The 25,956-nt window shown below is 73.9% G+C and carries 23 protein-coding genes and 2 pseudogenes; 18 read left to right on the top strand and 7 right to left on the bottom strand.

The window, feature by feature from the left end; all coding sequences use genetic code 11:
- Positions 1 to 124 precede the first annotated feature (124 nt).
- Both ACFY07_RS07420 and ACFY07_RS07415 read left to right on the top strand, forming a co-directional pair.
- Positions 125 to 3,880 (top strand): multifunctional oxoglutarate decarboxylase/oxoglutarate dehydrogenase thiamine pyrophosphate-binding subunit/dihydrolipoyllysine-residue succinyltransferase subunit, encoded by a 3,756-nt coding sequence (locus ACFY07_RS07420; protein WP_390867793.1) that lies wholly within the window; start codon positions 125 to 127, stop codon positions 3,878 to 3,880.
- Positions 3,881 to 4,086: 206 nt separating this feature from the next.
- Positions 4,087 to 4,266 carry a DUF6104 family protein gene (locus tag ACFY07_RS07415; RefSeq protein WP_230650521.1) on the top strand — a complete coding sequence of 60 codons (180 nt, stop codon included), beginning with the start codon at positions 4,087 to 4,089 and terminating at the stop codon, positions 4,264 to 4,266.
- Positions 4,267 to 4,356: 90 nt separating this feature from the next.
- Here ACFY07_RS07415 and ACFY07_RS07410 read toward each other — a convergent pair whose 3' ends face one another.
- Positions 4,357 to 5,778, bottom strand: a complete 1,422-nt coding sequence (locus ACFY07_RS07410; RefSeq protein WP_390867792.1) for a S1 family peptidase — start codon at positions 5,776 to 5,778, stop codon at positions 4,357 to 4,359.
- 169 nt (positions 5,779 to 5,947) lie between these two features.
- Here ACFY07_RS07410 and ACFY07_RS07405 point away from each other — a divergent pair, with 169 nt between their 5' ends.
- Positions 5,948 to 6,868 carry a DUF4097 domain-containing protein gene (locus tag ACFY07_RS07405; RefSeq protein WP_390867791.1) on the top strand — a complete coding sequence of 307 codons (921 nt, stop codon included), beginning with the start codon at positions 5,948 to 5,950 and terminating at the stop codon, positions 6,866 to 6,868.
- Entirely contained in the window at positions 6,865 to 7,920 is a 1,056-nt protein-coding gene (locus ACFY07_RS07400) for a helix-turn-helix transcriptional regulator (RefSeq protein ID WP_390867790.1), read from the top strand. The genes ACFY07_RS07405 and ACFY07_RS07400 overlap by 4 nt, the downstream gene beginning before the upstream one ends.
- A gap of 145 nt (positions 7,921 to 8,065) precedes the next feature.
- Here the strand turns inward: ACFY07_RS07400 and ACFY07_RS07395 are convergent, their stop codons facing one another.
- Positions 8,066 to 9,028 carry a zinc-binding dehydrogenase gene (locus tag ACFY07_RS07395; protein WP_390867789.1) on the bottom strand — a complete coding sequence of 321 codons (963 nt, stop codon included), beginning with the start codon at positions 9,026 to 9,028 and terminating at the stop codon, positions 8,066 to 8,068.
- A 190-nt stretch (positions 9,029 to 9,218) separates the two neighbouring features.
- Complete coding sequence (locus ACFY07_RS07390) at positions 9,219 to 10,415, bottom strand: NADP-dependent malic enzyme (protein ID WP_374228141.1); 1,197 nt, start codon at positions 10,413 to 10,415, stop codon at positions 9,219 to 9,221.
- A 650-nt stretch (positions 10,416 to 11,065) separates the two neighbouring features.
- On the opposite strand from ACFY07_RS07390, the gene ACFY07_RS07385 reads away from it, so the two are divergent.
- The 4 genes from ACFY07_RS07385 (at position 11,066) to ACFY07_RS07370 (ending at position 14,955) form a co-directional block, all read left to right on the top strand.
- Complete coding sequence (locus tag ACFY07_RS07385; RefSeq protein WP_390867788.1) at positions 11,066 to 11,977, top strand: ABC transporter substrate-binding protein; 912 nt, start codon at positions 11,066 to 11,068, stop codon at positions 11,975 to 11,977.
- A gap of 266 nt (positions 11,978 to 12,243) precedes the next feature.
- On the top strand, positions 12,244 to 13,158 hold the full coding sequence (locus tag ACFY07_RS07380) for a transporter substrate-binding domain-containing protein (RefSeq protein WP_390867787.1): 915 nt from the start codon (positions 12,244 to 12,246) through the stop codon (positions 13,156 to 13,158).
- 82 nt (positions 13,159 to 13,240) lie between these two features.
- Positions 13,241 to 14,167 carry an amino acid ABC transporter permease gene (locus ACFY07_RS07375; protein WP_390867786.1) on the top strand — a complete coding sequence of 309 codons (927 nt, stop codon included), beginning with the start codon at positions 13,241 to 13,243 and terminating at the stop codon, positions 14,165 to 14,167.
- A complete protein-coding gene (locus ACFY07_RS07370) occupies positions 14,167 to 14,955 on the top strand; it encodes an amino acid ABC transporter ATP-binding protein (RefSeq protein ID WP_390867785.1) in 789 nt (262 codons plus the stop codon). The genes ACFY07_RS07375 and ACFY07_RS07370 overlap by 1 nt, the downstream gene beginning before the upstream one ends.
- Positions 14,956 to 15,072: 117 nt before the next feature.
- Here the strand turns inward: ACFY07_RS07370 and ACFY07_RS07365 are convergent, their stop codons facing one another.
- On the bottom strand, positions 15,073 to 15,402 hold the full coding sequence (locus ACFY07_RS07365; RefSeq protein ID WP_390867784.1) for a hypothetical protein: 330 nt from the start codon (positions 15,400 to 15,402) through the stop codon (positions 15,073 to 15,075).
- A gap of 417 nt (positions 15,403 to 15,819) precedes the next feature.
- On the opposite strand from ACFY07_RS07365, the gene ACFY07_RS07360 reads away from it, so the two are divergent.
- Positions 15,820 to 16,476: a CGNR zinc finger domain-containing protein gene (locus ACFY07_RS07360; protein ID WP_390867916.1), complete on the top strand. Its 657-nt coding sequence runs from the start codon at positions 15,820 to 15,822 to the stop codon at positions 16,474 to 16,476.
- Here the strand turns inward: ACFY07_RS07360 and sodX are convergent.
- Positions 16,460 to 16,831 (bottom strand): nickel-type superoxide dismutase maturation protease, encoded by a 372-nt coding sequence (gene sodX / locus ACFY07_RS07355; RefSeq protein ID WP_390867915.1) that lies wholly within the window; start codon positions 16,829 to 16,831, stop codon positions 16,460 to 16,462. The genes ACFY07_RS07360 and sodX overlap by 17 nt on opposite strands.
- Positions 16,832 to 17,166: 335 nt before the next feature.
- On the opposite strand from sodX, the gene sodN reads away from it, so the two are divergent.
- The 3 genes and pseudogenes from sodN to ACFY07_RS07340 all read left to right on the top strand — a co-directional run.
- The gene (gene sodN / locus ACFY07_RS07350) at positions 17,167 to 17,562 is read left to right on the top strand and encodes a superoxide dismutase, Ni (protein ID WP_230650496.1); all 396 of its coding nucleotides are present in this window, start codon (positions 17,167 to 17,169) and stop codon (positions 17,560 to 17,562) included.
- Positions 17,563 to 18,035: 473 nt separating this feature from the next.
- A pseudogene (locus ACFY07_RS07345) lies at positions 18,036 to 18,581 on the top strand (carbohydrate-binding module family 20 domain-containing protein); the annotation flags it as partial.
- Between the two features lie 73 nt (positions 18,582 to 18,654).
- A pseudogene (locus ACFY07_RS07340) lies at positions 18,655 to 18,765 on the top strand (hypothetical protein); the annotation flags it as partial.
- 113 nt (positions 18,766 to 18,878) lie between these two features.
- Here ACFY07_RS07340 and ACFY07_RS07335 read toward each other — a convergent pair.
- Positions 18,879 to 20,504, bottom strand: a complete 1,626-nt coding sequence (locus ACFY07_RS07335; protein WP_390867783.1) for a Na+/H+ antiporter — start codon at positions 20,502 to 20,504, stop codon at positions 18,879 to 18,881.
- A 207-nt stretch (positions 20,505 to 20,711) separates the two neighbouring features.
- Here ACFY07_RS07335 and ACFY07_RS07330 point away from each other — a divergent pair, with 207 nt between their 5' ends.
- From ACFY07_RS07330 to ACFY07_RS07315, 4 genes are all read left to right on the top strand, one after another.
- Complete coding sequence (locus tag ACFY07_RS07330) at positions 20,712 to 20,945, top strand: UBP-type zinc finger domain-containing protein (RefSeq protein WP_230650994.1); 234 nt, start codon at positions 20,712 to 20,714, stop codon at positions 20,943 to 20,945.
- Positions 20,946 to 21,018: 73 nt separating this feature from the next.
- Entirely contained in the window at positions 21,019 to 21,504 is a 486-nt protein-coding gene (locus ACFY07_RS07325; protein WP_390867782.1) for a GNAT family N-acetyltransferase, read from the top strand.
- 364 nt (positions 21,505 to 21,868) lie between these two features.
- Complete coding sequence (locus ACFY07_RS07320; RefSeq protein WP_111491575.1) at positions 21,869 to 22,282, top strand: anti-sigma regulatory factor; 414 nt, start codon at positions 21,869 to 21,871, stop codon at positions 22,280 to 22,282.
- A 162-nt stretch (positions 22,283 to 22,444) separates the two neighbouring features.
- Positions 22,445 to 23,497 carry an RNA polymerase sigma factor SigF gene (locus tag ACFY07_RS07315; RefSeq protein ID WP_390867781.1) on the top strand — a complete coding sequence of 351 codons (1,053 nt, stop codon included), beginning with the start codon at positions 22,445 to 22,447 and terminating at the stop codon, positions 23,495 to 23,497.
- Between the two features lie 83 nt (positions 23,498 to 23,580).
- Here ACFY07_RS07315 and ACFY07_RS07310 read toward each other — a convergent pair whose 3' ends face one another.
- On the bottom strand, positions 23,581 to 24,006 hold the full coding sequence (locus ACFY07_RS07310; protein ID WP_390867780.1) for a hypothetical protein: 426 nt from the start codon (positions 24,004 to 24,006) through the stop codon (positions 23,581 to 23,583).
- Positions 24,007 to 24,084: 78 nt separating this feature from the next.
- On the opposite strand from ACFY07_RS07310, the gene ACFY07_RS07305 reads away from it, so the two are divergent.
- Both ACFY07_RS07305 and ACFY07_RS07300 read left to right on the top strand, forming a co-directional pair.
- The gene (locus tag ACFY07_RS07305; protein ID WP_390867779.1) at positions 24,085 to 25,032 is read left to right on the top strand and encodes a diacylglycerol/lipid kinase family protein; all 948 of its coding nucleotides are present in this window, start codon (positions 24,085 to 24,087) and stop codon (positions 25,030 to 25,032) included.
- 340 nt (positions 25,033 to 25,372) lie between these two features.
- The gene (locus tag ACFY07_RS07300; RefSeq protein WP_014138019.1) at positions 25,373 to 25,624 is read left to right on the top strand and encodes a WhiB family transcriptional regulator; all 252 of its coding nucleotides are present in this window, start codon (positions 25,373 to 25,375) and stop codon (positions 25,622 to 25,624) included.
- The last annotated feature ends 332 nt before the right edge of the window (positions 25,625 to 25,956 follow it).

The following is a 25,956-nucleotide window of genomic DNA, read 5'->3' as shown; positions in this document are numbered from 1 at the left end:
CCCCGCAGGCTGTGATCTGGGCGACGACCACCCCCCGGGAACTGCGCGATCACATGTCAGGGGCGTAGCCTTGTTCTCCGCTGTCCACCATCCCAAAAGGAAGCGGAAGAGGGCGGTTAGCGCCGTGTCGCCACAGTCCCCGAATACCTCCAACAGCTCGACCAGCAGCTCAGCGGGCTTCGGCCCCAACGAATGGCTTGTCGACGAGATCTACCAGCAGTACCTCCAGGACCCGGGTTCCGTCGACCGCGCCTGGTGGGACTTCTTCGCCGACTACAAGCCCGGTACCGAGGTGACTTCAGTGACCCAGGCCGCGACCCCGGCCCCCGCTCCCGCACCCGCGCAGCAGGCCCCTGCCGCAGCCCCCGCGCCCGCCCCGGCCCCGGCGCAGCCGGCTCCGGCCGCCGCCCAGGCGCCCGCGCAGCCGGCCGCTCCCGCGCAGCCCGCGGCGGCGCCCAAGGCGGCCCCGGCCGCCGCGAGGCCGGCCGCCGCGGCACAGGCCGCGCCGGCGGAGAAGGCCGCCGGCCCGGAGCTGGTGCCGCTGCGCGGCCCGGCGAAGGCCGTGGCGACCAACATGGACGCCTCGCTGGAGATCCCCACCGCGACCTCGGTGCGCGCCGTCCCGGCCAAGCTGCTGATCGACAACCGCATCGTCATCAACAACCACCTCAAGCGGGCGCGCGGCGGCAAGGTCTCCTTCACGCACATCATCGGCTACGCCATGGTGCAGGCGCTGAAGGCCATGCCGGGCATGAACCACAGCTACACCGTGAAGGACGGCAAGTCCTTCCTGGTCAAGCCCGAGCACGTGAACCTGGGCCTGGCCATCGACCTGGTGAAGCCCAACGGCGACCGGCAGCTCGTGGTGGCGGCGATCAAGAAGGCCGAGACCCTCGACTTCTTCGGCTTCTGGCAGGCCTACGAGGACATCGTCCGCCGGGCCCGCGCCAACAAGCTGACCATGGAGGACTTCACCGGCGTCACGGTCTCCCTGACCAACCCCGGCGGCATCGGCACCGTGCACTCCGTGCCGCGCCTGATGCCCGGCCAGGGCACCATCCTCGGCGTCGGCGCCATGGAGTACCCGGCCGAGTTCCAGGGCTCCTCTCCCGAGACCCTCTCCCGCCTCGGCGTCTCCAAGGTGATGACGCTGACCTCGACCTACGACCACCGGGTCATCCAGGGCGCGGCGTCCGGCGAGTTCCTGCGCCAGATCCACCAGCTCCTGCTGGGCGGCAGCGACTTCTACGACGAGATCTTCGAGTCGCTGCGCATCCCCTACGAGCCGGTGCGCTGGGCGACCGACGTGGCCGCCACCCACGACGACGAGGTCAACAAGACCGCCCGCGTCATGGAGCTCATCCACTCCTACCGGGTCCGCGGCCACCTCATGGCCGACACCGACCCGCTGGAGTACAAGCAGCGCAAGCACCCCGACCTGGACGTCGTGGAGCACGGCCTCACCCTGTGGGACCTGGAGCGCGAGTTCGCCGTCGGCGGCTTCGCCGGCAAGCGGATGATGAAGCTGCGCGACATCCTGGGCGTGCTGCGCGACTCGTACTGCCGCACCGTCGGCATCGAGTACATGCACATCCAGGACCCGAAGCAGCGCCGCTGGATCCAGGAGCGGGTGGAGAACCACTACGCCAAGCCGGAGCGCGAGGAGCAGCTGCGCATCCTGCGCCGCCTGAACTCCGCCGAGGCGTTCGAGACGTTCCTGCAGACGAAGTACGTCGGCCAGAAGCGGTTCTCGCTGGAGGGCGGCGAGTCGCTGATCCCGCTGCTCGACGCCGTCCTGGACGCCGCCGCCGAGCACCGCCTGGACGAGGCCGTCATCGGCATGGCCCACCGCGGCCGCCTCAACGTGCTGACCAACATCGTCGGCAAGCCGTACGCCAAGGTCTTCGGCGAGTTCGAGGGCAACCTCGACCCGAAGTCGATGCACGGCTCCGGCGACGTGAAGTACCACCTGGGCGCCGAGGGCACCTTCACCGGCCTGGACGGGGAGACCATCAAGGTCTCGCTGGCCGCCAACCCCTCCCACCTGGAGGCCGTGGACCCGGTCGTCGAGGGCATCGCCCGCGCCAAGCAGGACATCCTGGACAAGGCCGGCACCGCTTTCGACGTGCTGCCGATCCAGATCCACGGCGACGCGGCCTTCGCCGGCCAGGGCGTCGTCGCGGAGACGCTCAACATGTCGCAGCTGCGCGGCTACCGCACCGGCGGCACCGTGCACGTGGTGGTCAACAACCAGGTCGGCTTCACCGCCGCCCCGGCCGCCTCCCGCTCGTCGATGTACTCCACCGACGTGGCCCGCATGATCGAGGCGCCGATCTTCCACGTGAACGGCGACGACCCGGAGGCCGTGGTCCGCGTCGCGCGGCTCGCCTTCGAGTTCCGCCAGGCGTTCAACAAGGACGTCGTGATCGACCTCATCTGCTACCGCCGCCGCGGTCACAACGAGGCCGACAACCCGTCGTTCACCCAGCCGCTGATGTACGACCTGATCGACAAGAAGCGCTCGGTGCGCAAGCTCTACACCGAGGGCCTGATCGGGCGCGGCGACATCACCCTGGAGGAGGCGGAGCAGGCGCTCCAGGACTTCCAGGGCCAGCTGGAGAAGGTCTTCGCCGAGGTCCGCGACGCGGTGCCGCAGGCCGCCCCGGCCGCCGCCCCGCTGCCGGACTTCCCGGTGTCGGTCACGACCGCCATCTCCGAGGAGACCGTCAAGCGGATCGCCTCCTCGCAGGTCAACCTGCCGGACTGGCTGACCGTCCACCCGCGCCTGCTGCCGCAGCTGCAGCGCCGCGCCGCGATGGTCGAGGAGAACAGCATCGACTGGGCGATGGGCGAGACCCTCGCCATCGGCTCGCTGCTGATGGAGGGCCACCCGGTCCGCCTGGCCGGCCAGGACAGCCGCCGCGGCACCTTCGGCCAGCGCCACGCGGTGCTGGTGGACCGGAAGACCGGCGAGGACTACACCCCGCTGCTCTACCTGACGGAGGACCAGGCCCGCTACACCGTCTACGACTCGCTGCTCAGCGAGTACGCGGCGATGGGCTTCGAGTACGGCTACTCCCTCGCCCGGCCGAACGCGCTGGTGATGTGGGAGGCCCAGTTCGGCGACTTCGTCAACGGCGCCTCCACGGTGGTGGACGAGTTCATCTCCTCCGCCGAGCAGAAGTGGGGCCAGACCTCCGGCGTCACCCTGCTGCTGCCGCACGGCTACGAGGGCCAGGGCCCGGACCACTCCTCGGCCCGCCCCGAGCGGTTCCTGCAGCTCTGCGCGCAGAACAACATGACGGTCGCCATGCCGACGCTCCCGTCGAACTACTTCCACCTGCTGCGCTGGCAGGTCCACAACCCGCACCACAAGCCGCTGGTCGTCTTCACCCCGAAGTCGATGCTCCGGCTCAAGGCCGCGGCGTCGCGGACGGAGGAGTTCCTCGGCGGCGGCTTCCGCCCGGTGATCGGCGACGACAGCGTGGCCCCGGCCGACGTCCGCAAGGTCGTGATCACCTCCGGCAAGTTCTACTACGACCTGGCGGCGGCACGCGCCGAGCGCGGCGTCACCGACACCGCCATCGTCCGCGTCGAGCGGCTCTACCCGCTGCCGGTGGCCGAGCTCCAGGAGGAGCTGGGCCGGTACGGCGACAACGTCCAGTTCGTCTGGGCGCAGGAGGAGCCGGCCAACCAGGGCGCCTGGCCGTTCATCGCGCTCAACCTGGTCGACCACCTCGACGTGGTGGTCGGCCGCAACGCGGGCGGCGCCCGCCTGCGCCGCGTCGCCCGTCCGGCCTCCTCCGCCCCGGCGGTGGGCTCGGCCAAGCGGCACCAGCAGGAGCAGCAGCAGCTCGTGGAGGAGGTCTTCTCCCTCTGACCCCGCACGCCGGGCCCCCGCCCGCCGCCGGCCGGAAGGCCGCGGCACCGCGGGGCCCGGCGCCCCGGGACCCCGGCCGCACGGCGGACAGCAGCCCCGGGCCCGGCCACCGCAGCGGTGCGGCGGCCGGGCCCGGGGCTTCTCCGCGGCCGGACTATCCTGGCCGGAGTCCAGAGCGCACAACGACCGTCCGTCCGGAGCAGAGCGTGTACTTCACCGACCGCGGGATCGAGGAGCTGGAGAGCCGGCGCGGCGACGAGGAGGTCACCTTCGAGTGGCTCTCCGAGCGCCTGCGCGAGTTCGTCGACCTCAACCCGGAGTTCGAGGTCCCCGTCGAGCGGCTGGCCACCTGGCTGGCCCGGCTGGACGACGAGGACGAGGACTGACACCGGCGCGGCCGCCCGCGGACCGGCCCCGAGGGGCCCGGGCCGCGGGCGGCCGGCGTCCCGGCGGCGGCTCCGGCGGGGGCCGGCGGGTCAGCGGTGGCCGCCGCCCAGGAGGCCGCCCAGCAGTCCGCCGATGACGTTCACGCTCACGTTGACGTTGCGCCCGTCCTTCCCGCGCCCGCCGTCCTGACCCGCCCGGCCCTGGTTTCCCTGGTCCTGGCTCCCCTGGTCCCGGGCGCCCTGCCCCTGCGGGGCCCCGCCCTGCCGGAGCCCGTCCCGGGCCTGCCCCCCGCCGGCCTGGCCGGCCTGCCCCTGCACGTCCTGCCCCTGCACGTCCTGCCCCTGCACGTCCTGGCCGGGGACTGCCTCGCCCCGGGCGCCCTGCCCCTGCGCGCCGGCCCCGCCCGCGGGTATCTGCACGCCCAGGGCCTGGAGCGCGGTGGTCACCGGCTGGAAGAAGGTGGTGCCGCCGGCCGTGCAGTCGCCGTCGCCGCCCGAGGTGAGCCCGACCGCCGCGTCCTGGTCGAAGAGCGGGCCGCCGCTGTCGCCGGGCTCGGCGCAGACGTCGGTCTGGATCAGGCCCGTGACCGTGCCCTCGGGGTAGTTGACGGTGGCGTCCAGCGCCGTGACACGGCCGCTGTGCACGCCGGTGGTGGAGCCGCTGCGGGTGACCTGCTCGCCGACCACGGCCTCGGCGGCCCGGGTGACGGGCTGCAGGGAGCCGTTGCCGAGGTCGACGGCACCGGGCTGGTCCACTCCCCCGCCCTGGACCTGGATGAGCGAGAAGTCCCCGTTCCCCGGGAAGGTGTCCTTCACGGTGGCGCCGATCGGCCGGGTGCCGGCCGCGTCGGCGGCCCAGGGCGTGCCGACCGGCCCGCAGTGGCCGGCGGTGAGGACGAACCCCTGCTGCCCGTCGGTCACGTTGAACCCGGCCGAGCAGCGGGCGCCGCCCGTGAAGACCGGGTCGCCCCCGGCGATCCGGGTGGTGAGGGCGCCCCGGGTGCGCCGCATCCGCACGGCTCCGCCGAGCCGCCCCGCCGTGCCGGAGAGCCGCTGCCAGTCGGCGGCGGAGACGGTCCGGTCGGCCAGGACCACGACCTGGTTGGAGACCGGGTCCACCGACCACGCGGTGCCGGGCACCCGGGGCGCGGAGCGCAGCGCGGAGACGGCCGCGTCGAGCTGGTCGCCGCTGCGGGCCACCGTCCTCGGGACGGCCCCGGCGGCGCGCACGGCGTCGGCCGCCCCGGGTCCGGTGACCGCGACGACCGGCCTGCCGTCGGCGCCGATCCAGGCCCCGGCGCTGCGGGCGCGGCCCAGCTGCGCGACGAGGGTGCGGGCCAGGGAGGCCGGGTCCTGTGCGGGGGCGCCGACGGCCGCCGCGGGGGGGCCCGCCGGGGGTGCGCCGGTGCCCTCGTCGGCGAAGGCCGACACGGCGACCCCGGCGGCGACCAGGCCGCCGACGGTCGCAAGGACGCCGATCCTCCGGGTGTTGCGCTGCTTGGCGTGGCTCATGGGTCCTTCTCCCTGCGACGTGGCCGTCGTCCCGTGCCGGGGATACGCCGCCCGCGGCGGCCCGGGTTCGGTCCCGGTGCGGACCGGCCCTTGACTTCCACAGGACGCGATATATCGTGTTGTTGACGGGCGACGCGATATGTCGCACATCCGAACGGGAGGGCCAGCCATGCCGCAGTGGACCGTGAACGGGCCGGAGCGGATCACCTTCGACGAACCGGTGGACGTCCTGCGGGTGCGCACCGTCTCGGGCGCCGTCCACGTGGTGGCCGGCGACGGGCCCGCCCGCCTGGAGGTCTCCGAACTCGACGGACCGCCGCTCGTGGTGACCCACGAGGGCGGGACGCTCACCGTCGCCTACGAGGAGCTCACCCGGTGGGAGTTCTCCTCGCAGCACTTCTCCCTCAAGGGCATCGCCTCCCTCGTCGACTCCTGGCGGCGCAGGCGGCACGCCGTGGTCTCGCTGGCCGTCCCGGCCGCGGCCCGGGTGGAGCTGGTCAGCGTCGGCGCCGACGTGGTCGTCTCCGGCATCGCCGGACCGGTCGCCGTCCGCGGCGCCGGCGGCGACACCACGCTGGTGCGGGTGTCCGGGCCGGTGGAGGCCCAGTCGGTCTCCGGCAGCGTCGAGGCCCAGGCCGTCTCCGGCGACCTGAAGGTGCAGACCGTCTCCGGGGAGCTCACCGTGGTCGAGGCCTCGGGCCCGCGGCTGCACGCCCACTCGGTGAGCGGCTCCATGACCGTCGACCTGGACGGCCGCGGGCCGGCCGACGTGGACCTCAACACCGTCTCCGGCAAGGTGGCCGTCCGGATGCCGCACCCCGCAGACACGCGCGTGGACGCCGGGTCCACCAGCGGCGAGATGTCCAGCGCCTTCGACGAGCTGCGGATGGGCGGCACCTGGGGCGCCCGGCGCCTCTCCGGCCGGCTCGGCGCCGGCACCGGCAGGCTGCAGGTGACCACGGTCTCCGGGTCGGTGGCGCTGCTGCGGCGGCCGCCGGCGCACGGCCCCGGGGAGGACGGCGCACCCGGCCCGGCCGGGCGGCCCGACCTCTCCAAGCGGCTCTCCGACCGGGACGGGGGCGCCGCGTGACCCCGGTCTTCGCCCACGGGCGCCTGCGGCTCTACCTGCTGAAGCTGCTGGAGGAGGCGCCGCGCCACGGCTACGAGGTGATCCGGCTGCTGGAGGAGCGCTTCCACGGCCTGTACGCGCCCTCCGCGGGCACCGTCTACCCCCGCCTGGCCAAGCTGGAGAAGGAGGGCCTGGTCACCCACAGCACCGAGGGCGGCCGCAAGGTCTACCGGATCACGGACGCGGGCCGCGCCGAGCTGGCGTCCCGCCAGGACGAGCTGGCCGAGCTGGAGGTGGAGATCCGCGACTCGGTCGCCCAGCTCGCCGAGGCGATCCGGGAGGACGTCCGGGACTCCGCGGAGGACCTGCGCGAGGAGGTGCGCCGGGCGGCGCAGGAGGCGCGGCGCGGCGGCGCAGGCGGGGAGGGCCTCACGGGGGGCCGGCGCGGCGGGGAGGAGTACGCCCGGTACCGCGTGCAGGCCCGGGAGCAGGCGAAGCAGACCAAGGAGCAGGCCAGGCAGGCCAAGGAGCAGGCCAGGCAGGCGAAGGAGCAGCTGCGGCAGGCCCAGGAGGAGGTCCGGCGGGCCCGCGAGAACGCCCAGGCCGCCGGGGCGGCCGCGCGGGCCGAGGCGCGGCGGCTGCAGCAGCGGGTGGAGCAGCAGGTGCGGGAGCACGCCGCCCGCGGCGACTGGCCGACCGGCCTCGGCGAGGGCCTGGCCGAGCTCACCAAGGGGCTGGCCGACCTGGCCGACCCGGGGCGGTGGGGCGGATGGCGGTCCGGTCCGGCCCGGGCGACGCGGCCGGAGGCGCCGGAGGCGGGCCCGGCCACGGGGACGGCGGGACCGGTGGGGACGGCGACGGCGGCCGGGGGCGCCTCCGAGGCGGCCGCCGGGCTGCCCGACTGGGCCCGTACGGATCCCGCCGGCGACCCGGTGCGGGAACTGGAGCGGCTGCTGGACCGGTTCCGCGACGTGGTCCGGGACGCCGCGCGGGACCGCGGGGTGGGCGCGGAGCAGCTGGCGCGGTCCGGCGCGGTGCTGGCGGAGGCCGCGGAGCGGCTGCTGCGGCCCTGAGGGCCGCGACCTGCGGGGGAGCGGCGGGGGCGGCGGCGGCCGCCCCCGCCGCGGCTCGTCCGGAGGCCGGGGCACGGCGGCCCGGGGAGTCAGGCGGTCAGGGGTCCAGGGGTCGGACGGTCCAGGGGTCAGGCGGTCCGGAGGGTCAGGGGGTGAGGACGATCTTGCCGAAGACGTCGCCCTTCGCCAGCCGGGCGAAGCCCTCCCGGGCCTCGGCCAGCGGCAGCACGGTGTCGACCACCGGCCGCACCCCCGCGTTGGCGCAGAGCGACAGCAGGCCGGCGAGCTCCTCCTTGGTGCCCATGGTGGAGCCGACGACCCGCAGTTCCAGGAAGAAGATGCGGGTGAGCTCGGCGCTCGGCGGGTTGGGGCCCGAGGTGGCGCCGGAGATGACGATGGTGCCGCCGGGGCGCAGCGACTTCACGGAGTGGGACCAGGTGGCGGCGCCGACCGTCTCCAGGACCGCGTCCACGCGCTCCGGCAGCCGGGCACCGGCGGGGAAGGCGTCGTCGGCGCCGAGCTCCACCGCCCGCGCCCGCTTGGCCTCGTCCCGGCTGGTGGCCCAGACCCGCAGGCCGGCCGCCTTGCCGAGCACGATCAGGGCGGTCGCCACCCCGCCGCCGGCGCCCTGGACCAGGACGGTGTCGCCGGGCTTCACCCCGGCCTTGGTGAAGAGCATCCGGTAGGCCGTGAGCCAGGCGGTGGGCAGGCAGGCGGCCTCCTCGAAGGAGAGCCCGGCCGGCTTGGGGAGCAGGTTCCAGGTGGGCACCGAGACCTTCTCGGCGAAGGTGCCCTGGTAGCGCTCGGTGAGGATGGACATCCGCTCGTCCGGGCCGACGCCGTGCCCGGTCTGCCCGATCACCGAGTGCAGGACGACCTCGTTGCCGTGCTCGTCCACACCGGCCGCGTCGCAGCCGAGGATCATCGGCAGCCGCTCCTCGGGGAGCCCCACCCCGCGCAGCGACCAGAGGTCGTGGTGGTTGAGCGTGGCGGCCTTGACCGTGACCGTGCTCCAGCCGGGCCGGGCCTCGGGCTCCGGGCGCTCCCCCAGCTCCAGACCGCTCAACGGGTCGTCAGGACTGATACGTGCGGCATAGGCAGCGAACATGGTCGGACCCTAGCGGCGGCGGCGGGGGCGGGGAACAACGCCGCGGTGTGAGTTCCACCGCGCGGGTCCCCCGCCCCGGCCGTCCGGGCCGCCGGGCGCCGCGTCCGCGCCTGCCGCGGGGGCCGCCCGTGCCGCCCGCGCGCACGGGCGGTACGACCCGCAAGGCCCGCGGCGGCCCGCGCCGCGGCCGTCAGCGGCGGGCGACGCCCTCGCGCCGCGCGGCCTCGGCCACGGCCCGGGTGACCGCCGGGGCCACCCGCTCGTCGAACGGGCTGGGGATCACCCGGTCGGCGGACAGCTCGTCCTCGACCACGGCCGCCAGCGCCCTGGCCGCCGCCAGCTTCATGCCCTCGGTGATCCGGGAGGCCCGCACCTGGAGGGCGCCGGCGAAGACGCCGGGGAAGGCCAGCACGTTGTTGATCTGGTTGGGGAAGTCCGAGCGGCCGGTGGCGACCACCGCGGCGTGCCGGCGGGCCACCTCCGGGTGGACCTCCGGGGTCGGGTTGGCCATGGCGAAGACCAGGCAGTCCTTCGCCATCGCCGCCACCGCCTCCTCCGGGACCGTGCCGCCGGAGACGCCGACGAAGACGTCGGCGCCGTCGAGCGCCTCGGCCAGCGAACCCGTGAGGCGCGCCTTGTTGGTCAGCTCGGCGACCATCCGCTTGACCGGGGTGAGGTCGTCGCGGCCCTCGTGCACGACGCCCCGGCGGTCGCAGACCGCGACGTCGCCGATGCCGGCCTCCAGCAGGATCTTGGCGATGGCGACGCCGGCCGCGCCCGCGCCGCTGATCACCGCCCGCAGCTCCCCGATCTCCCGGCCGGTGACCTTCGCGGCGTTCCACAGCGCGGCCAGGGTGACGATGGCGGTGCCGTGCTGGTCGTCGTGGAAGACGGGGATGTCCAGGCGCTCCTGCAGCCTCCGCTCGACCTCGAAGCAGCGGGGCGCGGAGATGTCCTCCAGGTTGATCCCGCCGAAGGACGGGGCGAGGCGGGCGACGGTCTCCACCAGCTCGTCCACGTCGGTGCAGGCCAGCGCGAGCGGGACGGCGTCCACGCCGCCGAACTGCTTGAACAGGATCGCCTTGCCCTCCATGACGGGCAGCGAGGCCTCCGGGCCGATGTCGCCCAGGCCCAGGACGGCGGTGCCGTCGGTGACCACGGCCACCGTGGAGGACTTCCAGGTGTAGTCGTGCACCAGCTCCGGCTGCTCGGCGATGGCGGTGCAGACCCGGGCGACGCCCGGGGTGTAGGCGAGGGACAGGTCGTCCGCGTCGCGCACCGGCACCGTCGCACGGACCTCCATCTTGCCGCCGCGGTGGAGCGCGAAGGCCGGGTCGATGGGGTCGCCGGCCTCCGCCGGGTGGGGGTGGATGATCTCCGCTGCCACGATGACCTCTTCGTCTTCGTCGTCGAGGGCGCAGTCCGGCGGGGTCGCGCCGTGCCCCGGTGCGGCACCGCGTTCCGGGGACGGGGGCGCGGCCGCCGGGCGGCGCCCTCGGGGTGAGGGTGTGAGTGATCTTCAGGGGTGCTTCCGGTCGGTACCGTTCCCTGCTCCGAAGGGGACGAAAGCACCGCACCTGTGCCTTTTCGCCCTCCTGGCGCGGTCCCCACCCCGGCGGCGGTCCGTGCCCTGCGGCGGGCCGCCGGCGCGGAAGGGCTGCCGGACGGGGAAGCGGAGCACTGCGGCGGCGCGCGCGGGGCGCGGTGAGGGGGCGCCGCGGGGCAGTGCGGGCGTGCGGGCGCGGAGGGATGCGGTGCCTCGGATCCGGAGTCTGCGTCGTCGACTTCCGGTCCTGCGCACCCCGGACCGGTCCCGGTCCGGCGGCCTGCTCGCTGCTACGGGGGTCACCCGTTACCCGATTTTGACACACCGGATGACCGTTCGGGCAGAGCGGGATGGGAGACTCCACTTTCGTCACCGGTTGCGCACAGCCCCCACGACGGCGTGCGGCCCGACGGCCCTCCTCCGTGTCGGCGGCCCGACCCTGCCGCGACGGGGCGCAACCGTGGCGATCACGCTACCGCTGGAGGCCCTGCATGACCGCTCGTCCGATACGCCGCCGCACCGCCGCGGCCGGCGCCGTCCTCGCCGCCGTCCCGCTGCTGCTGACAGGCTGCGCGTCCGGCTCCGGCGGGAAGCAGAGCCTCTCGCTGCACGACCAGCTGCCCGAGGGCGTCCGGAAGGCGGGCGTCCTGCGGATCGGCTCGGACCTCAGCTACGCCCCCGTGGAGTCCCGGGGCGCCGACGGCAGGGCCGTCGGCCTGGACCCCGACCTGGCGGCGGCGGTCGGGCGCAAGCTCGGGGTCAGGGTGGAGTTCCAGAACGTCGCCTTCGACAAGCTGATCCCCGAGCTGCAGGCCGGGCAGATCGACCTGGTGATGTCCGCGATGACGGACACCAAGGAGCGCCGCGAGGGCGTCGACGAGCTCGGCAACCGGCTGAACCCGGGCGTCGACTTCATCGACTACTTCATCGCGGGCACCTCGATCCTGACGGCCAAGGGCAACCCGCACGGCATCACCGGCCTCAACGACCTCTGCGGCACGACCGTCGCCCTGCAGAAGGGCACCACGCAGGACACCATCGCCACCCGGCAGCAGGACCCGTGCAGGGCCGCGGGCAAGCCGCTGAAGGTCATGCGCCTGGGCACCGACGACGCGGCGCTGGCCCAGCTGCGGGCCGGCAACGCCGTCGCCGACATGAACGACTTCCCCGTGGCCGTCTACAACGCGAAGAAGGTCGCCGGCGGGTCCGCCCTGCAGGTGGTCGGGCCGCAGATGCAGCCCGCGCCGTACGGGATCGCGGTGAACAAGGAGAACACGGCGCTGCGCGACGCGGTGGTGCAGGCGGTGGACGCGATCATCATCAGCGGCGAGTACGACAAGATCCTGGCCGACTGGAACCTGAGCGAGGGAGCGGCGCAGAACGCGGTCGTCAACGGGGGCTGAGGCACGGAGGCCGAGGCGAGGAGCGGCCGTCCGCCCGCCGTCCGCGTGCCGGACGGAGGCTGGACGGCCGTCCCGTTATTCGATTTTGATCTGTCCGAGGGTCCGCTGAGCGGTGCGGAGTGGCAAGATGCGGCCATCACTGGTCGCGGCACGGCTCGCACGACGGCGTGCATTCCCCAGCACCACCGCACGACCCGGCGCGCACCCGCGCGCCGCGCTACGGCGCATCGGCTGAGAAGACCTCTCCCATCAGGAGGATCCACCCCATGACTGCACGCTCCACCCGCCACCGCCTCCTCGCGACCGGTGCGGTGCTCGCGGCCGGCACCCTGGCCCTCACCGCCTGCGGCAGCCAGGGCGGCACCAAGGCCACGACCACGCAGCCGAGCGCGGCCGCCTCCAAGGCCCCCCTCTTCGACAAGCTGCCCGCGGCCGTCCAGAAGGCCGGTGTGGTGAAGGTCGGCTCCGAGGTGGCCTACGCGCCCGTCGAGTTCATGCAGAGCGGCAAGCCGGTCGGCATCGACCCCGACCTGGCCGAGGCCCTGGGCAAGCAGCTCGGGGTGACCTTCCAGATCCAGAACACCGGCTTCGACACCCTGATCACCGGCCTGGACTCCAAGCGCTTCGACCTGGCGATGTCGGCCATCACCGACAACAAGGAGCGCCAGGGCAAGGGCGTCGACTTCGTCGACTACTTCAGCGCCGGCACCTCGATCCTGGTGAAGAAGGGCAACCCGGAGAAGATCCAGACCCTGGACGACCTCTGCGGGAAGACCGTGGCCCTGCAGAAGGCCACCACCAACGAGGACATCGCCAAGGAGCAGGCGAAGAAGTGCGACGCCGACGGCAAGGGCAAGCTCACCATCCAGGCGTACGCCCACGACGGTGAGGCGCTGCTGAAGATCAAGGGCGGCGGCGCGGTCGCCGACCTCAACGACTTCCCCGTCGCGGCCTACAACGCGCAGACTTCCGGTGGGGGCAACGACTTCGAGGTCGTCGGCGACCAGATCCAGGCCGGCCTCTACGGCATCGCGGTCTCCAAGGAGAACACCCAGCTGCGGGACGCGGTCAAGGCGGCCCTGGACGCGCTGATCGCCAACGGCGAGTACGCCAAGATCCTGGAGAAGTGGCAGGTCAAGCAGGGCGCCGTCTCCTCGGCGCAGGTCAACGGCGGCTCGTGACCCCCGGTCCGGCCCGCCCGCCCCGCACGGCGGCCGGGCCGGACGGCCCCGCCCGCTCCCGCACGTCCGAGAGGCACCTTCCGTGACCACATCCGTCGACAAGGTGCCGGAGGGCCCGGGGCCCTCCGGCACCGTCTCCCCGCACCACCCCATCAGGGCGATCCCCGTCCGCCACTACGGCCGCTGGGTCTCCGCCGTCGTCGTGGTCGGCATCCTGGCGGCCCTGGGCGCCGCCTTCGCCGGCGGCAAGATCACCTGGAGCACGACCCGCGAGTTCCTCTTCAACGCCGACATCATGGCCGGCGCGGGGAACACGCTCTTCATCAGCGTGGCCTCCATGGTGCTGGGCCTCGTGCTCGGCGTCACCGCCGCCGTGATGCGCATGTCGGGCAACCCGGTGATGTCCGGCGTCGCGTGGCTCTACATCTGGATCTTCCGCGGCACCCCGGTCATCGTGCAGCTGCTGATCTGGTGGAACCTCGCCCTGGTCTTCCCGACCATGTTCGGCCAGGACACCAACAAGGTGATCACGCCGCTCGTGGCCGCCCTCCTGGGCCTCGGCATCAACGAGGGCGCCTACATGGCCGAGATCGTCCGCGCGGGCATCCAGTCCGTCGACGAGGGCCAGACCGAGGCGTCCCACGCCCTGGGCATGTCCAAGGGCCAGACCATGCGGCGCATCGTGCTGCCCCAGGCGATGCGGGTGATCGTGCCGCCGACCGGCAACGAGTTCATCAACATGCTCAAGACCTCGTCGCTGGCCTTCGTGGTGACCTACCCCGAGGTGATGCTCAAGGTGCAGGACGTCTACACCAACAACCTCGCCGTGATGGAGCTGCTCTTCGTCGCGTGCTTCTGGTACCTGGTGCTCACCACGGTCTTCAGCATCGGCCAGTTCTACCTGGAGCGCCGCTACGCCCGCGGGTCGAGCCGCAACCTGCCGCCCACCCCGCTGCAGAAGATCAAGGCCAACCTGTTCTCCCTGCGCACCCCGGGAGGCGCACTCTGATGGCCGGCAACCTGAGCAAGAACCCGGGCGCCCCCATGGTCAAGGCCGAGGACGTGCACAAGTCCTTCGGCCACCTCCAGGTGCTCAAGGGCATCGACCTGGAGGTCAGGCCGCGTGAGGTCTTCTGCCTGATCGGCCCGTCCGGCTCCGGCAAGTCCACCTTCCTGCGGTGCATCAACCACCTGGAGAAGATCAACGCCGGCCGCCTGTGGGTGGACGGCGAGCTCGTCGGCTACCGCCAGAAGGGCGACAAGCTGTACGAGATGAAGGACAGCGAGATCGCCGTCCAGCGCCGCGACATCGGCATGGTCTTCCAGCGGTTCAACCTCTTCCCCCACATGACGGCCGTCGAGAACGTCATGGAGGCCCCGGTGCGGGTCAAGGGGCAGGGCAGGGCGGAGGCCCGCGAGCGGGCCCAGCAGCTGCTGGAGCGGGTGGGGCTGGGCGACAAGGCGGGCAGCTACCCGTCGCAGCTCTCCGGCGGCCAGCAGCAGCGGGTGGCCATCGCCCGCGCCCTGGCCATGGAGCCCAAGCTCATGCTCTTCGACGAGCCGACCTCCGCCCTCGACCCCGAGCTGGTCGGCGACGTCCTGGACGTCATGCGGCAGCTCGCCGAGGAGGGCATGACCATGGTCGTGGTCACCCACGAGATGGGCTTCGCCCGCGAGGTCGGCGACGCGCTGGTCTTCATGGACGGCGGTGTCGTGGTCGAGTCCGGCCACCCGCGCGACGTCCTCACCGACCCGCAGCACGAGCGCACCAAGGCGTTCCTCTCCAAGGTGCTCTGACAGCCGGGTGGCCCGAGGGAGGAACCCCCTTCGGGCCACCCGTCGGAACCTCCGCAGCCGTCGGCACACTTCCCTCGTCCGCGATGCGGGCCGGCAGGGGCTCAGGTGCCCTGCAGCTCACGAGCAGGCCCGCACCTGCCAGTCCTCGTCGGCGAACTGGAAGAGGAAGCAGGCATCTCCACCCGGAGGCGCACTCTCGCACTTGCTCGTCCGGCCGGCGCTCGGCAGGTACACCTTGAAGCTGTGCTTGTACGTGCATCGGTCGTCAACGGTGTGGACGATTCCCGTGGGACCGCCGCCATCGCTCACATCGGCACGGACACCGCAGAATCCGGGGTCGGCGGAGGCCGCTGCGGCTGGTGCAAGCACCAGAAGCGGGACTGCCAGAAACGCCGCCGATGCCACCCCGGCGAGGCGCTTCCCCCGCGCTCTGAATTTCTGCCTCACGAAACTCCGTCCATGCTCCGGTCGCCGGAATCAGCGAAGGACATTGAGGCCAGGAATGGCCCCCTGCCGAGATTCCTGCACAACACCCCCATTCGGTGGGGGGCACCCCCGCCGTACGGCAGGCTCCCACCGGCTTCGAATGGCACGGCTTCCTGATCGCTGCGTCCGGCTCCGGCACCTGCAGGGCCGCCTCCCCGCTCTGCCGTTACACCCCGCAGTCCCGTCCGGCCCGTCAGGATTCGCCGCACGACGACGTTGCAGTTGCCGCGGCCACCCCGCAGGTGCACGACGGCGCCGGCGCGCGCACGGGACCGGGCTTCGAGTGGCCGGCGGTTGCCCGGGAGAGGGCCATTGGTAATACCCTGGGATCCAAGCAGGCCGTTACCGGTGCCGGACAGCGCAGAGTGGGGATCGCAGGTGGAGCTGGGCTCTTATGCGGAGTACGCGGTGCGGCTGGTGAACAGCGAGGAGCCCGGCCGCGGCACCGACGCGCTCACCTCGCTCGACGAGCTGCGGCAGCTCCTCGGCGCCGGAACGCGTGCCGCGTCGCTGGCCGAGGAGGCCGACGTGCCGCGGCTGCGGGCCGTCCGCGGCCGGCTGCGCGGCGTCTTCGAGTCGGCCGCCGAGGGCGACCAGGTGCGGGCGGTGGACCTGCTCAACGGCCTGCTGGTGGAGTACCCGGTCAGCCCCGTCGTCTCCGGCCACGACCACCTGGACGAGGAGGGCCGCCCCCGCTGGCACCTGCACCTCGCGGACAGCGCCGCCACCGCGACCGCCGCCTACGCGGCCCCGGCCGCCATGGGCCTGGCCATCCACCTCACGGAGCTCGGCGTCGACCGGCTCGGCATCTGCCAGGCCGCGCCCTGCCGCAACGCGTACCTGGACACCTCCACCAACCGCTCGCGCCGCTACTGCTCGGACCGCTGCGCGACCCGGGCGAACGTCGCCGCCTACCGGGCCCGCAAGCGCCAGGAGGCCCCGGCGGCGGGCGGCGGCGCGGCGGGCGGCGGCGCCCCGGCCCCGGCCCCGGCCGCCTCCGCCTCCGCCTCCGCCGAGGTCACATCTCGGGGCTGACCCGGGTGAGGACGCCGAGCCGGGCCGCCACGCGCGGCCCCGCCCCCGGCGGCAGGCGGCGCAGCAGGCGCTCCAGCCGCGGGGAGGGCGCCAGCCAGGCGGGGGACGGGCCCAGGCGCAGCAGCACCCGGCCGAGCACCAGCTCGTCGGGGACGGTGCCGAAGTCGCGGCTGTCGCCCTCGGCGAAGGAGTTGTCGGACAGCAGCCACCAGCCGCCGGGCCGCCGCTCGGCGGCCCGCTTGACCACGAGCAGGTCCTGCCGCAGCGGGTGCCGGGCCACGACCACGGCCCCGGGCCGCAGGCGGGCGCCGTAGCGCACCAGCAGCCGGTCGCCCTGGCGGAGCGTCGGCAGCATCGAGGGGCCCTCGACGTCCACCAGTCCGAGCGGCGCCGCGCCGGGGCCGCCGCCGGGCTCCTCCTCCGCCAGGACGCCGGGCCCCGTTCCGTACGGGCCGCCGTCCTGCCGCCGCTTCAGCGCCATGCCCCACACCTACCCGGTACCCGACGTCTCGTCCAGACCCAGCATCCCGCACCGGGACGCCCGGGCTGCGGCCGCCTCCCGTCCGGGGCGCGGCGCGGCGGCGTCCGCCTGTCGGACTTTTGCCCTAGGACCCCGGGGGCAGGCGCGAAACGGGGCCGGTTGCGGGGTAATCTCGCACCCGGGAAGACGATCACGGAGGAAGGACCCCCATGCTCTCTCGTCTGTTCGCACCGCGCGCCACCGTCCACGCCCACTGCGACCTGCCGTGCGGCGTGTACGACCCGGCCCAGGCCCGTATCGAGGCCGAGTCCGTGAAGGCCGTGCAGGAGAAGTACCAGGCCAACGAGGACGCGCACTTCCGCGCCCGCGCCGTCGTCATCAAGGAGCAGCGGGCCGAGCTGGCCAAGCACCACCTCTCGGTGCTCTGGAGCGACTACTTCAAGGCCCCGCACTTCGAGAAGTACCCGCAGCTGCACCAGCTCTTCAACGACGCGCTGAAGGCCGCCAGCGCCGCCAAGGCCTCCACCGACCCGGCCACCGGCCAGGCGCTGCTGGACCTGATCGCCGAGATCGACAAGATCTTCTGGGAGACCAAGAAGGCCTGATCCCGGACCTGCCCGGCCGCACCGCGCCCGGCGCACCGCCCCTTCCCGGGGCCGGCGCGCCGGGCGCGGTCGTGCGTGGAGGTGCGGGGATCGCGGGGGGGCAGGGGTGCGGGGGAACCGGGGCGGACGGCGACGGAAGATTTTGCGCCGTCTTGCGCAAGAAATTTCAGGCGGCCGGGGCGGCGGGCCGTGCGGACCGGCGCGACGCCCCGGGGCGCACCTTTTTGAGAATGAGCATGTCAGAAGAGGGGCGGCGCGGCGGACGCCCTCACCGCTTCACCTTCAAGAGGTGAAGGATTGCCCCGCCGTTCGTGTCCGACAACGGCCGGAAGCGGCTGCTCGGCGAAACTGCTTGAACGCATTCCGCCCGCAGACCCCTCGCCCCGTGTTGGGATTCGTACGCGAGATCCGGAACCGCACCCGGTCGCCTCCTCGCTGACGGTCCGCCACCGGACCCCGACGGAAGGACGAGCATGGTCCGCATACGCCACCTCCGCACCAGGACGCGCTGGCAGCCGCTCCTGCTCCTGCTGGCGGTCGCCGCCGGCCTGTTCACCACCGTGTCGCCCGCCGCGGCGGCCCGCGAGTACCCGCCCAGCGTGGTCGTGCCCTTCCAGGTCGCCGCCACCACCGACTACGGCGACACCGTCCTGCTCTCCGGCAGCTCCCCGGAGCTCGGCTCCTGGGACCCGGCGAAGGCCGTCCCGCTCACGACCGGCCCCGGCACCTACCCGGTGTGGTCGGCGAACGTGTCGCTGCCGCCCGGCCCCGAGGTCCAGTACAAGTACATCCGGCGCACCGCCGCCGGGTCGCTGGTCTGGGAGACCGTCCCCGACCGGTCCGTCTTCATCTCCCCCACGGGCGAGACCGCGCTGCACGACCGGTGGAACGTCGCCGGCGGCAGCCCGGCGACGGCCGTCTTCCAGGTGACCGCGCACACCTCCTACGGCCAGAACGTGTACGTGACCGGCGACCTGGCCGAGCTCGGGGCGTGGAACCCGGCGAGGGCCGTCCCGCTCACGACCGGCCCCGGCACCTACCCGGTGTGGTCCGGCGGGGTGCAGCTGCCCCCCGAACAGCGCGGTCCGGTACAAGTACTTCACCAAGAACGCGGACGGCACCGTCACCTGGGAGGGCGGCGCCGACCGCAGCACCACGACCGTCCCGAGCGGCGTCCTCACCGTGAACGACACCCTGCGCTGAGCGGGGCCGGACTCCGGGGCCGCGCCCCCGCACGGGCACCCCCGCCCCGCGCGCCCTCCGCGCCCGGTCCTGCGCCGCACGCCCCGCACGTCCCCGCACGCCCCCGCCGGGCCCTACTCCTCGTCGTGGTCGACCATCGCCTCCTCCAGGTCCAGGCGCCGCACCAGGGTCCGCAGCAGCTCGTCGTCGATCCGCCCCTGGTCGCGCAGCCGGACGAAGGCCTGCCGCTCGGCCTCGACGAGCTCCCGGCTGAGCCGCCGGTAGGTGGCGTCGGCGGACTCCCCCGTCTCCTCGTGGACGGCGCCCAGGCGCTCCCAGACGGCGTTCTGCCGCCGGTCCAGCACCCGCCGCAGCCGGGTCTCCAGCGCCTGCGGCAGCCGGTTGCGCTCGTCCTGCAGCAGGACGTCCAGACGGTCCAGCGCGGCGTGCGAGGCGTCGCTCTGCGCCTGCGCCTCGGTGAGGACGAGCCGCTGCCGGTCGGGCCGGGGCAGGCGGAGCACCCGGACCAGCGCCGGCAGGGTGAGGCCCTGCAGCAGCAGGGTGCCGACCACGACGGCGAAGGTGAGGAAGAGGATCAGCTCCCGGCCGGGGAAGGGGCCGCCGCCCTCGACGGTGGCCGGGATCGAGAACGCCACCGCGAGCGAGACCACGCCGCGCATGCCGGCCCAGGCGATGACGAAGGTGGCGTTCCAGGGCGGCAGGGGGGCGGCCGGCCGGGAGCGGCGCAGCCCCAGGCCGAGCAGCGGCGGCAGGTAGGTGGTGGCGTACGTCCAGACGAACCGGCCCACGACGACGACCGCCAGCACCGCCGCGGCCCACAGCGCGAGCTGCCCGGCCCGGTAGGCGCCCAGGTCGTCGAGGATGAGCCTCAGCTGGAGCCCGATGAGGGCGAAGACGGTGGACTCCAGCACGAAGGACACCATCCGCCACACCGCCTCCTCCTGCAGCCGGGTGGCGAAGTCCACGGCGTGGGCCTCGTGGCCGAGGTAGAGGCCCACCACGACCACGGCGATCACGCCGGAGGCCCCGAACGCCTCGGCGACGGCGTAGGCCGCGAAGGGGACGAGCAGCGAGAAGGTGTTGAGCAGCAGCGGGTCGGCGAGCCGGACCCGGACCCACTGCAGCGGCACCATCAGCACCAGGCCCACGGCGGTGCCGCCGAGCGCGGCAAGCAGGAAGTCGCCGGCGGCCGTCCCCCACGAGAACCCCTCCCCCACGGCCGCGGCCAGCGCCACCCGGTAGGCGGTGATCGCGGTGGCGTCGTTGGCCAGGCTCTCCCCCTGCAGGATGGTCACGATCGTGCGCGGCAGCCCCACCCGGCGGGCGATCGCCGTGGCGGCGACGGCGTCGGGCGGCGCGACGACCGCGCCCAGGACGAAGGCCGCCGCCAGCGGCAGGCCCGGCACCAGGGCGTACGCGGCCAGGCCGACCAGCACGGTGCAGAAGAGCACGTACCCGACGGCGAGCAGCGCCACCGGCCGGACCTGCGCCCGCAGGCCGAGGAACGAGCTGTCCAGGGCGGAGGTGTACAGCAGCGGCGGCAGGACCAGCGGCAGCACCAGGTGCGGGTCCAGCGTGTACGCGGGCACGCCGGGCAGGTAGGAGGCGGCCAGTCCGACGGCCACCAGGAGCAGCGGCGCGGAGGTGCGCAGCTTCCGCGCGACGCCCGCGACGGCGGCGGCGCCCGCGACGAGGAGCAGCAGGTCGGTGCTGGAGCCGGAATGGGTCATGCTGGTCATGGTCGCCGGTCCTTGGTCGTCGTCGGGTCATGGCCGCGCCGGTCCGCAGGTCGAGGGCTCCGAGGGGGACCGTTGTTCGATAGGTACCGCAGCACACGCAAGCACGGCGAGGCGGCGGAGGACGCACGGCGCGCGGAGCAGCCCGCGGCCGGCTCCGGGGTCCCGGCGGGTGCGTCCGCGGCGCCGGGCTGCGCCCACACCGCGCACCTGCCGGATCCCGAGCCACCGGCGTCCGGGGAGGGCTGCCGCGGCTGCGACGAGGCCGGGCAGCACCCGGTGCAGCTGCGCAAGTGCCTGGTGTGCGGGCTCGTCTCCTGCTGCGACTCCTCCCCGTCCCGGCACGCCACCGCCCACTTCCTCGCCACGGGGCACGCGGTGATGCGGTCCCACGAGCCGGGCGAGTCGTGGCGCTGGTGCTACGTGGACCGCCGCATCGTGTGAGGGCGGGCCGCGCCGGGCCGGCGGGCCCCGGCCGGCGCGGGGCCCGCCGTCCGCCGGCCGGTACCCTCGCGGCATGATCCGTCCCGCTTCCGTCGAAGACGTCCCCGCGATCCACGCCATGATCCGCGAGCTCGCGGAGTACGAGAAGGCCCTGCACGAGGCGGTGGCCACCGAGGAGCAGCTGCGCGACGCGCTCTTCGGGCCGCAGCCCGCCGTCTTCGCCCACGTCGCCGTCGAGGGGGAGGACCCCGGGGGCGAGCCGGTCGGCTTCGCGCTGTGGTTCCGGAACTTCTCCACCTGGCGCGGCACCCACGGGGTGTACCTGGAGGACCTGTACGTCCGCCCGCACGCCCGCGGCGGCGGCCACGGCAAGGCGCTGCTGCGCGAGCTGGCCCGGATCTGCACCGAGCGCGGCTACGCGCGCCTGGAGTGGTGGGTGCTGGACTGGAACGAGCCGTCCATCGGCTTCTACCGGTCCCTCGGCGCCGAGGCGATGGACGAGTGGACGGTCTTCCGGCTCACCGGCGAGCCGCTGGCCCGCCTCGCCGCCGGGGCCTGACCCGCGGGGGTCCCCGGCCCCGGCGTGCGCGCCCCCGGCCCCCCGACGGCGGGTCAGGACCCCTGCCGGGGGACCCGGACCGCCGCCGACGGCGACGGGCACTGCCACGGGGAGTGCCCGAGGGCCTACCATGAGTGGCCCGCGCAGTCGCCCGTTCACGTGACGGCCCGCGGGGGCGGCGACACCGGGCCACGGATCGCGGTAGCGTCGCAGGCGAGGCGCGTTGTCCGGGCCGTCCGCACAGGACGCGACCGGGGTGCCGCGCATCCCGCCCCGCCCCCGGGGCGGAAGCAGTTCCAAGGCAAGCAGCCGAGGCCGCGGCCCGCAGGGGCCGGCTGCACGGCGCGTCACCCAGGAGGTGAGGGTGTCCCAGATCGACGGCGAGCCCGGGGCGAAGGACTTCGTGGAAGTCCGCCTGCCCGCGGCAGGGGCGTACCTCTCGGTTCTGCGGACGGCGACCGCCGGCCTCGCGGCCCGTCTGGACTTCACCCTGGACGAGATCGAGGACCTGCGGATCGCGGTCGACGAGGCGTGCGCCATCCTGCTCCAGCAGGCGGTGCCCGGCTCGGTGCTGGCCTGCGAGTTCCGCCTGGTCGGCGACTCGCTGCGGGTGACGGTCTCCGCACCGACGACCGACGGCCGTGCGCCGGAGCGCGACACCTTCGCCTGGACGGTGCTCTCCGCACTGGCCGGCGAGGTCGAGTCGACCGTCGCCGAGGACCGGACCGTGAGCATCAGCCTGCACAAGAAGCGCGGTGCCGGCCCCGGTCAGCCGTGAGGCGGCCCGCACGCGCGGCGGCCCCGCCGCCGCGCGTGCGGCGCGGACCTCCCTCAGCCGCGTGTCCCGGCCCGTCCGGGGCGCCGCGGCGGTACAACCAACTGTTGACCCCGGCGCCGCGGCTGCGGCACCGGTGCTCCCGGAACGGAACGGGGGATCGCCGTGAGTGATCTGGACCGCACAGGCGGTGCGGGGCCCGGTGTCGACCGCGCCCCCGCCGTGCCCGCCCAGGCGGGGACGCCGGAGCCGGCCGCCGCCGTGCGCGGCGCCGACCGGCCGGCGGGCACCGACCATGACGCCGCGCACCCGAAGGACGCCTCCCGCATGAGCGAGCCGCACCCGTCCGAACCGACGCCGGCACCGGCACCGGCACCCGGGCCGACGGCAGGGCCGGCGCCGGACGCGGTGGACGTGCCGGAGCCGGTGGAGGCCGAGCTGCTGCACGCGTCCACCCCGCACGCCCCCGACCGGGCGGCGGCCAAGGCCCTCTTCGCCCGGCTGGCGGCGCTGCCCGAGGGCTCGCCGGAGCGGGTCGAGCTCCGCAACCAGCTGGTGCGGATGCACATCCCGCTGGTGGAGCACCTGGCCCGGCGGTTCCGCAACCGCGGGGAGCCGCTGGACGACCTGACCCAGGTCGCGACCATCGGCCTGATCAAGTCGGTCGACCGCTTCGACCACGAGCGCGGCGTGGAGTTCTCCACGTACGCGACGCCGACCATCGTCGGCGAGATCAAGCGGCACTTCCGCGACAAGGGCTGGGCGGTGCGGGTGCCGCGCCGCCTGCAGGAGCTGCGGCTGTCGCTGACCACGGCGACCGGCGAGCTCTCCCAGCGGCACGGCCGCTCCCCGACGGTGCACGAGCTGGCGGAGCACCTCGGCATCTCCGAGGAGGACGTGCTGGAGGGCCTGGAGTCGGCCAACGCCTACTCCACGCTCTCGCTGGACGTGCCGGACACCGACGACGAGTCGCCGGCCGTGGCGGACACCCTGGGCGCCGAGGACGACGCGCTGGAGGGCGTGGAGTACCGGGAGTCGCTCAAGCCGCTGCTGGCGCAGCTGCCGCCGCGCGAGCAGAAGATCCTGGTGCTGCGGTTCTTCCGCAACATGACGCAGTCGCAGATCGCGGCCGAGGTGGGCATCTCGCAGATGCACGTCTCCCGGCTGCTCGCCCGCACCCTCGCCCAGCTGCGCGAGAAGCTGCTGGTGGAGGAGTAGGCCCCGCACGCGCCGGAGGGCCGCACCCGTGACCGGGTGCGGCCCTCCGGCGCGTCGGCGTCCGCGTGCGGGCGCCGGGCGGGTCAGTCGCGCGGGGCCTCCAGGACGGCGGTCACCCTCGGGTGCAGCAGGGCGGCGATCCCCGCCAGCCCCAGCAGGGCGACCAGCACCGCCAGGACGGCCATCACGCCGCCGCTCTGCCCCATGTAGTAGGCGACCGGCAGGCAGATGGAGTCGGTGAGCAGCGCCGGGGTGCGGCCCCAGCGGCTGAGCCGCAGCAGGCCGCGCCCGGCGAGGAGGGGCAGCAGCCCCAGCAGCAGGATCACCACGCCGCCCAGCTCCGCGAGGCCGCGGTTGTGCGGGGCGCCGACGAGCCCGGCGACGATGTCGTACAGGCCCCAGGCGGCCAGGGCGGCACCCTGGACGAGGGCGATCACGGCCCCCGCGACCAGCGGGGCGGGCCGGGTCGCGGCGGGTGCGTTCTTCGCGCGCGGGCTGTCGGTCGTCACCTCTGCAGGGTATCCGCCCGGTGCCCGCATACCGGACCCCGGCCCGGCGTGTACCGACGGGTAGGTACGCTGAGGGGCATGCGTGCCCTCCTGGTCGTGAACCCCAAGGCGACCACCACCAGTGCGCGGACCAGAGACGTGCTGGCCCACGCGCTCGCCAGCGACCTCAAGCTGGAGGTGGCGGCGACCGCGCACCGGGGCCACGCCCGGGAGCTGGCGCAGCAGGCGGCCGCGGACGGGGCGGTGGACCTGGTCGTCGCGCTCGGCGGCGACGGCACCGTCAACGAGGTGGTGAACGGCCTCCTCGCCCACGGCCCCTCGGAGCGGGTGCCGCGCCTGGCCGTGGTGCCCGGCGGCAGCACGAACGTCTTCGCCCGCACCCTGGGCCTGCCCAACGACCCGGTGGAGGCCACCGGGGCGCTGCTGGACGCGCTGGAGGCGGGCCGCGAGCGGGTGATCGGCCTGGGCAAGGCGTTGACGCCGGGGCTGCCGGACCGCTGGTTCACCTTCTGCGCGGGGCTGGGTTTCGACGCCGGCGTGGTGGGCCGGGTGGAGGAACGCCGCCGGGCGGGCCGCCGGTCGACCCACGCCCTGTACGTCAACGAGGCGCTGCGGCACTTCGTCACGGAGCGTGAGCGGCGGAGGGCCGGTCCGATCACCCTGCGGGTGCCCGGCGGGGAGCCCGTCCCGGGGCTCGTGTTCTCCATAGTCTCGAACACCTCGCCCTGGACGTTCCTGGGCAACCGCCCGGTGCACCCGTCGCCGAGGGCGTCGTTCGACACCGGGCTCGATCTGTTCGCACTGGACCGGATGACGGTGGCGGGCACGGTCCGGACCGCGCGCGGCCTGCTGCGCGGGGACGGCGCCGGCCCGCGGGGCCGGCACGTGGTCTCCTACCACGATCTGCGGCACTTCACCTTGGTTTCGCAGGAACCGGTGCCGTTCCAGGTGGACGGGGACCACCTTGGAGAGCGGACGGACGTGAGTTTCACAGGCGTTCGCCGGGCACTGCGTGTGATTGTGTGATCAGGTAGGCCGTTCGGCCTTGCAGTCGAACGTGCAACCCGCCTTCACTCCATCGAAGTACAGGGTGTGATGGAGGCGACACCAAAGAATCAAAAATTCCTCCTCGAAGGGGGTTGTATCCGGGCCCCAGGTTTGCGAACCTCTACTTGGCGATCGGGACGGACCGCAACGGGACATCCGCCGGAGTCGCCCGAATCCCCTGCTCCAAAGCTCAAGCCTCACGGGCCGACGTGTCTGTCGACCCCTTTGGGCGTCTCGGGATTCGTGAAAGCGTTCACATTCACAAGCAACCACAGGTGTCGGCGGATCACCGTCTGCCGACAGGAGGAGTTGGACCACCATGGACTGGCGCCACCGCGCTGTCTGCCGGGAAGAGGACCCCGAGCTGTTCTTCCCGATCGGTAACACCGGTCCGGCGCTGCTGCAGATCGAGGAGGCCAAGGCCGTGTGCCGCCGCTGCCCGGTCATGGAGCAGTGCCTGCAGTGGGCCCTGGAGACCGGTCAGGACGCCGGCGTGTGGGGCGGCATGAGCGAGGACGAGCGTCGCGCCATGAAGCGCCGCGCCGCCCGCAACCGCGCCCGCACCGCCTGAGACACCCCCGACCCGGGGGGACGTGATCAGCACCTGATCAGAGGCACGGCCCCGAGGGGCCGACGCCTTCCACCGCACCGCACCCCTGCGGCGCCGTTCGGTCGCGACATTTGGTACCGTCGTTGACGAGGGCCCGCCGCGTGCGGTGCCCAGCGGGCCAGGCCCGCACTCCGCGGCAGCGCCGCGGACCAGGAGCCCCTGTTCCGGCCGACTCCCCCCGACGGCCGGAGCAGGACGAGAGGCCCTGCCGACCCATCCCCCCCCGGTCGGCAGGGCCTCGTTTCGTGTCCGGGGACCGGGCCCGGAGGCCGCCGGCCGGGCGGGACACGCCG

Source organism: Streptomyces sp. NPDC001380, assembly GCF_042895785.1.
In the GTDB taxonomy this organism is placed as follows: domain Bacteria; phylum Actinomycetota; class Actinomycetes; order Streptomycetales; family Streptomycetaceae; genus Peterkaempfera.
The sequence above is the reverse complement of the archived record's forward strand: the minus strand, read 5'-3'. Positions and strand labels throughout refer to the sequence as shown.

Coding starts and splice junctions, on each gene's coding strand:
- ACFY07_RS07410 (WP_390867792.1), bottom strand. CDS start 5,778: ATGAGCCACGCCAAGCAGCGCAACACCCGGAGGATCGGCGTCCTTGCG.
- ACFY07_RS07300 (WP_014138019.1), top strand. CDS start 25,373: ATGGACTGGCGCCACCGCGCTGTCTGCCGGGAAGAGGACCCCGAGCTG.
- ACFY07_RS07395 (WP_390867789.1), bottom strand. CDS start 9,028: ATGTTCGCTGCCTATGCCGCACGTATCAGTCCTGACGACCCGTTGAGC.
- ACFY07_RS07335 (WP_390867783.1), bottom strand. CDS start 20,504: ATGACCAGCATGACCCATTCCGGCTCCAGCACCGACCTGCTGCTCCTC.
- ACFY07_RS07370 (WP_390867785.1), top strand. CDS start 14,167: ATGGCCGGCAACCTGAGCAAGAACCCGGGCGCCCCCATGGTCAAGGCC.
- sodN (WP_230650496.1), top strand. CDS start 17,167: ATGCTCTCTCGTCTGTTCGCACCGCGCGCCACCGTCCACGCCCACTGC.
- sodX (WP_390867915.1), bottom strand. CDS start 16,831: ATGCTGCCGACGCTCCGCCAGGGCGACCGGCTGCTGGTGCGCTACGGC.
- ACFY07_RS07405 (WP_390867791.1), top strand. CDS start 5,948: ATGCCGCAGTGGACCGTGAACGGGCCGGAGCGGATCACCTTCGACGAA.
- ACFY07_RS07385 (WP_390867788.1), top strand. CDS start 11,066: ATGACCGCTCGTCCGATACGCCGCCGCACCGCCGCGGCCGGCGCCGTC.
- ACFY07_RS07325 (WP_390867782.1), top strand. CDS start 21,019: ATGATCCGTCCCGCTTCCGTCGAAGACGTCCCCGCGATCCACGCCATG.
- ACFY07_RS07305 (WP_390867779.1), top strand. CDS start 24,085: ATGCGTGCCCTCCTGGTCGTGAACCCCAAGGCGACCACCACCAGTGCG.
- ACFY07_RS07380 (WP_390867787.1), top strand. CDS start 12,244: ATGACTGCACGCTCCACCCGCCACCGCCTCCTCGCGACCGGTGCGGTG.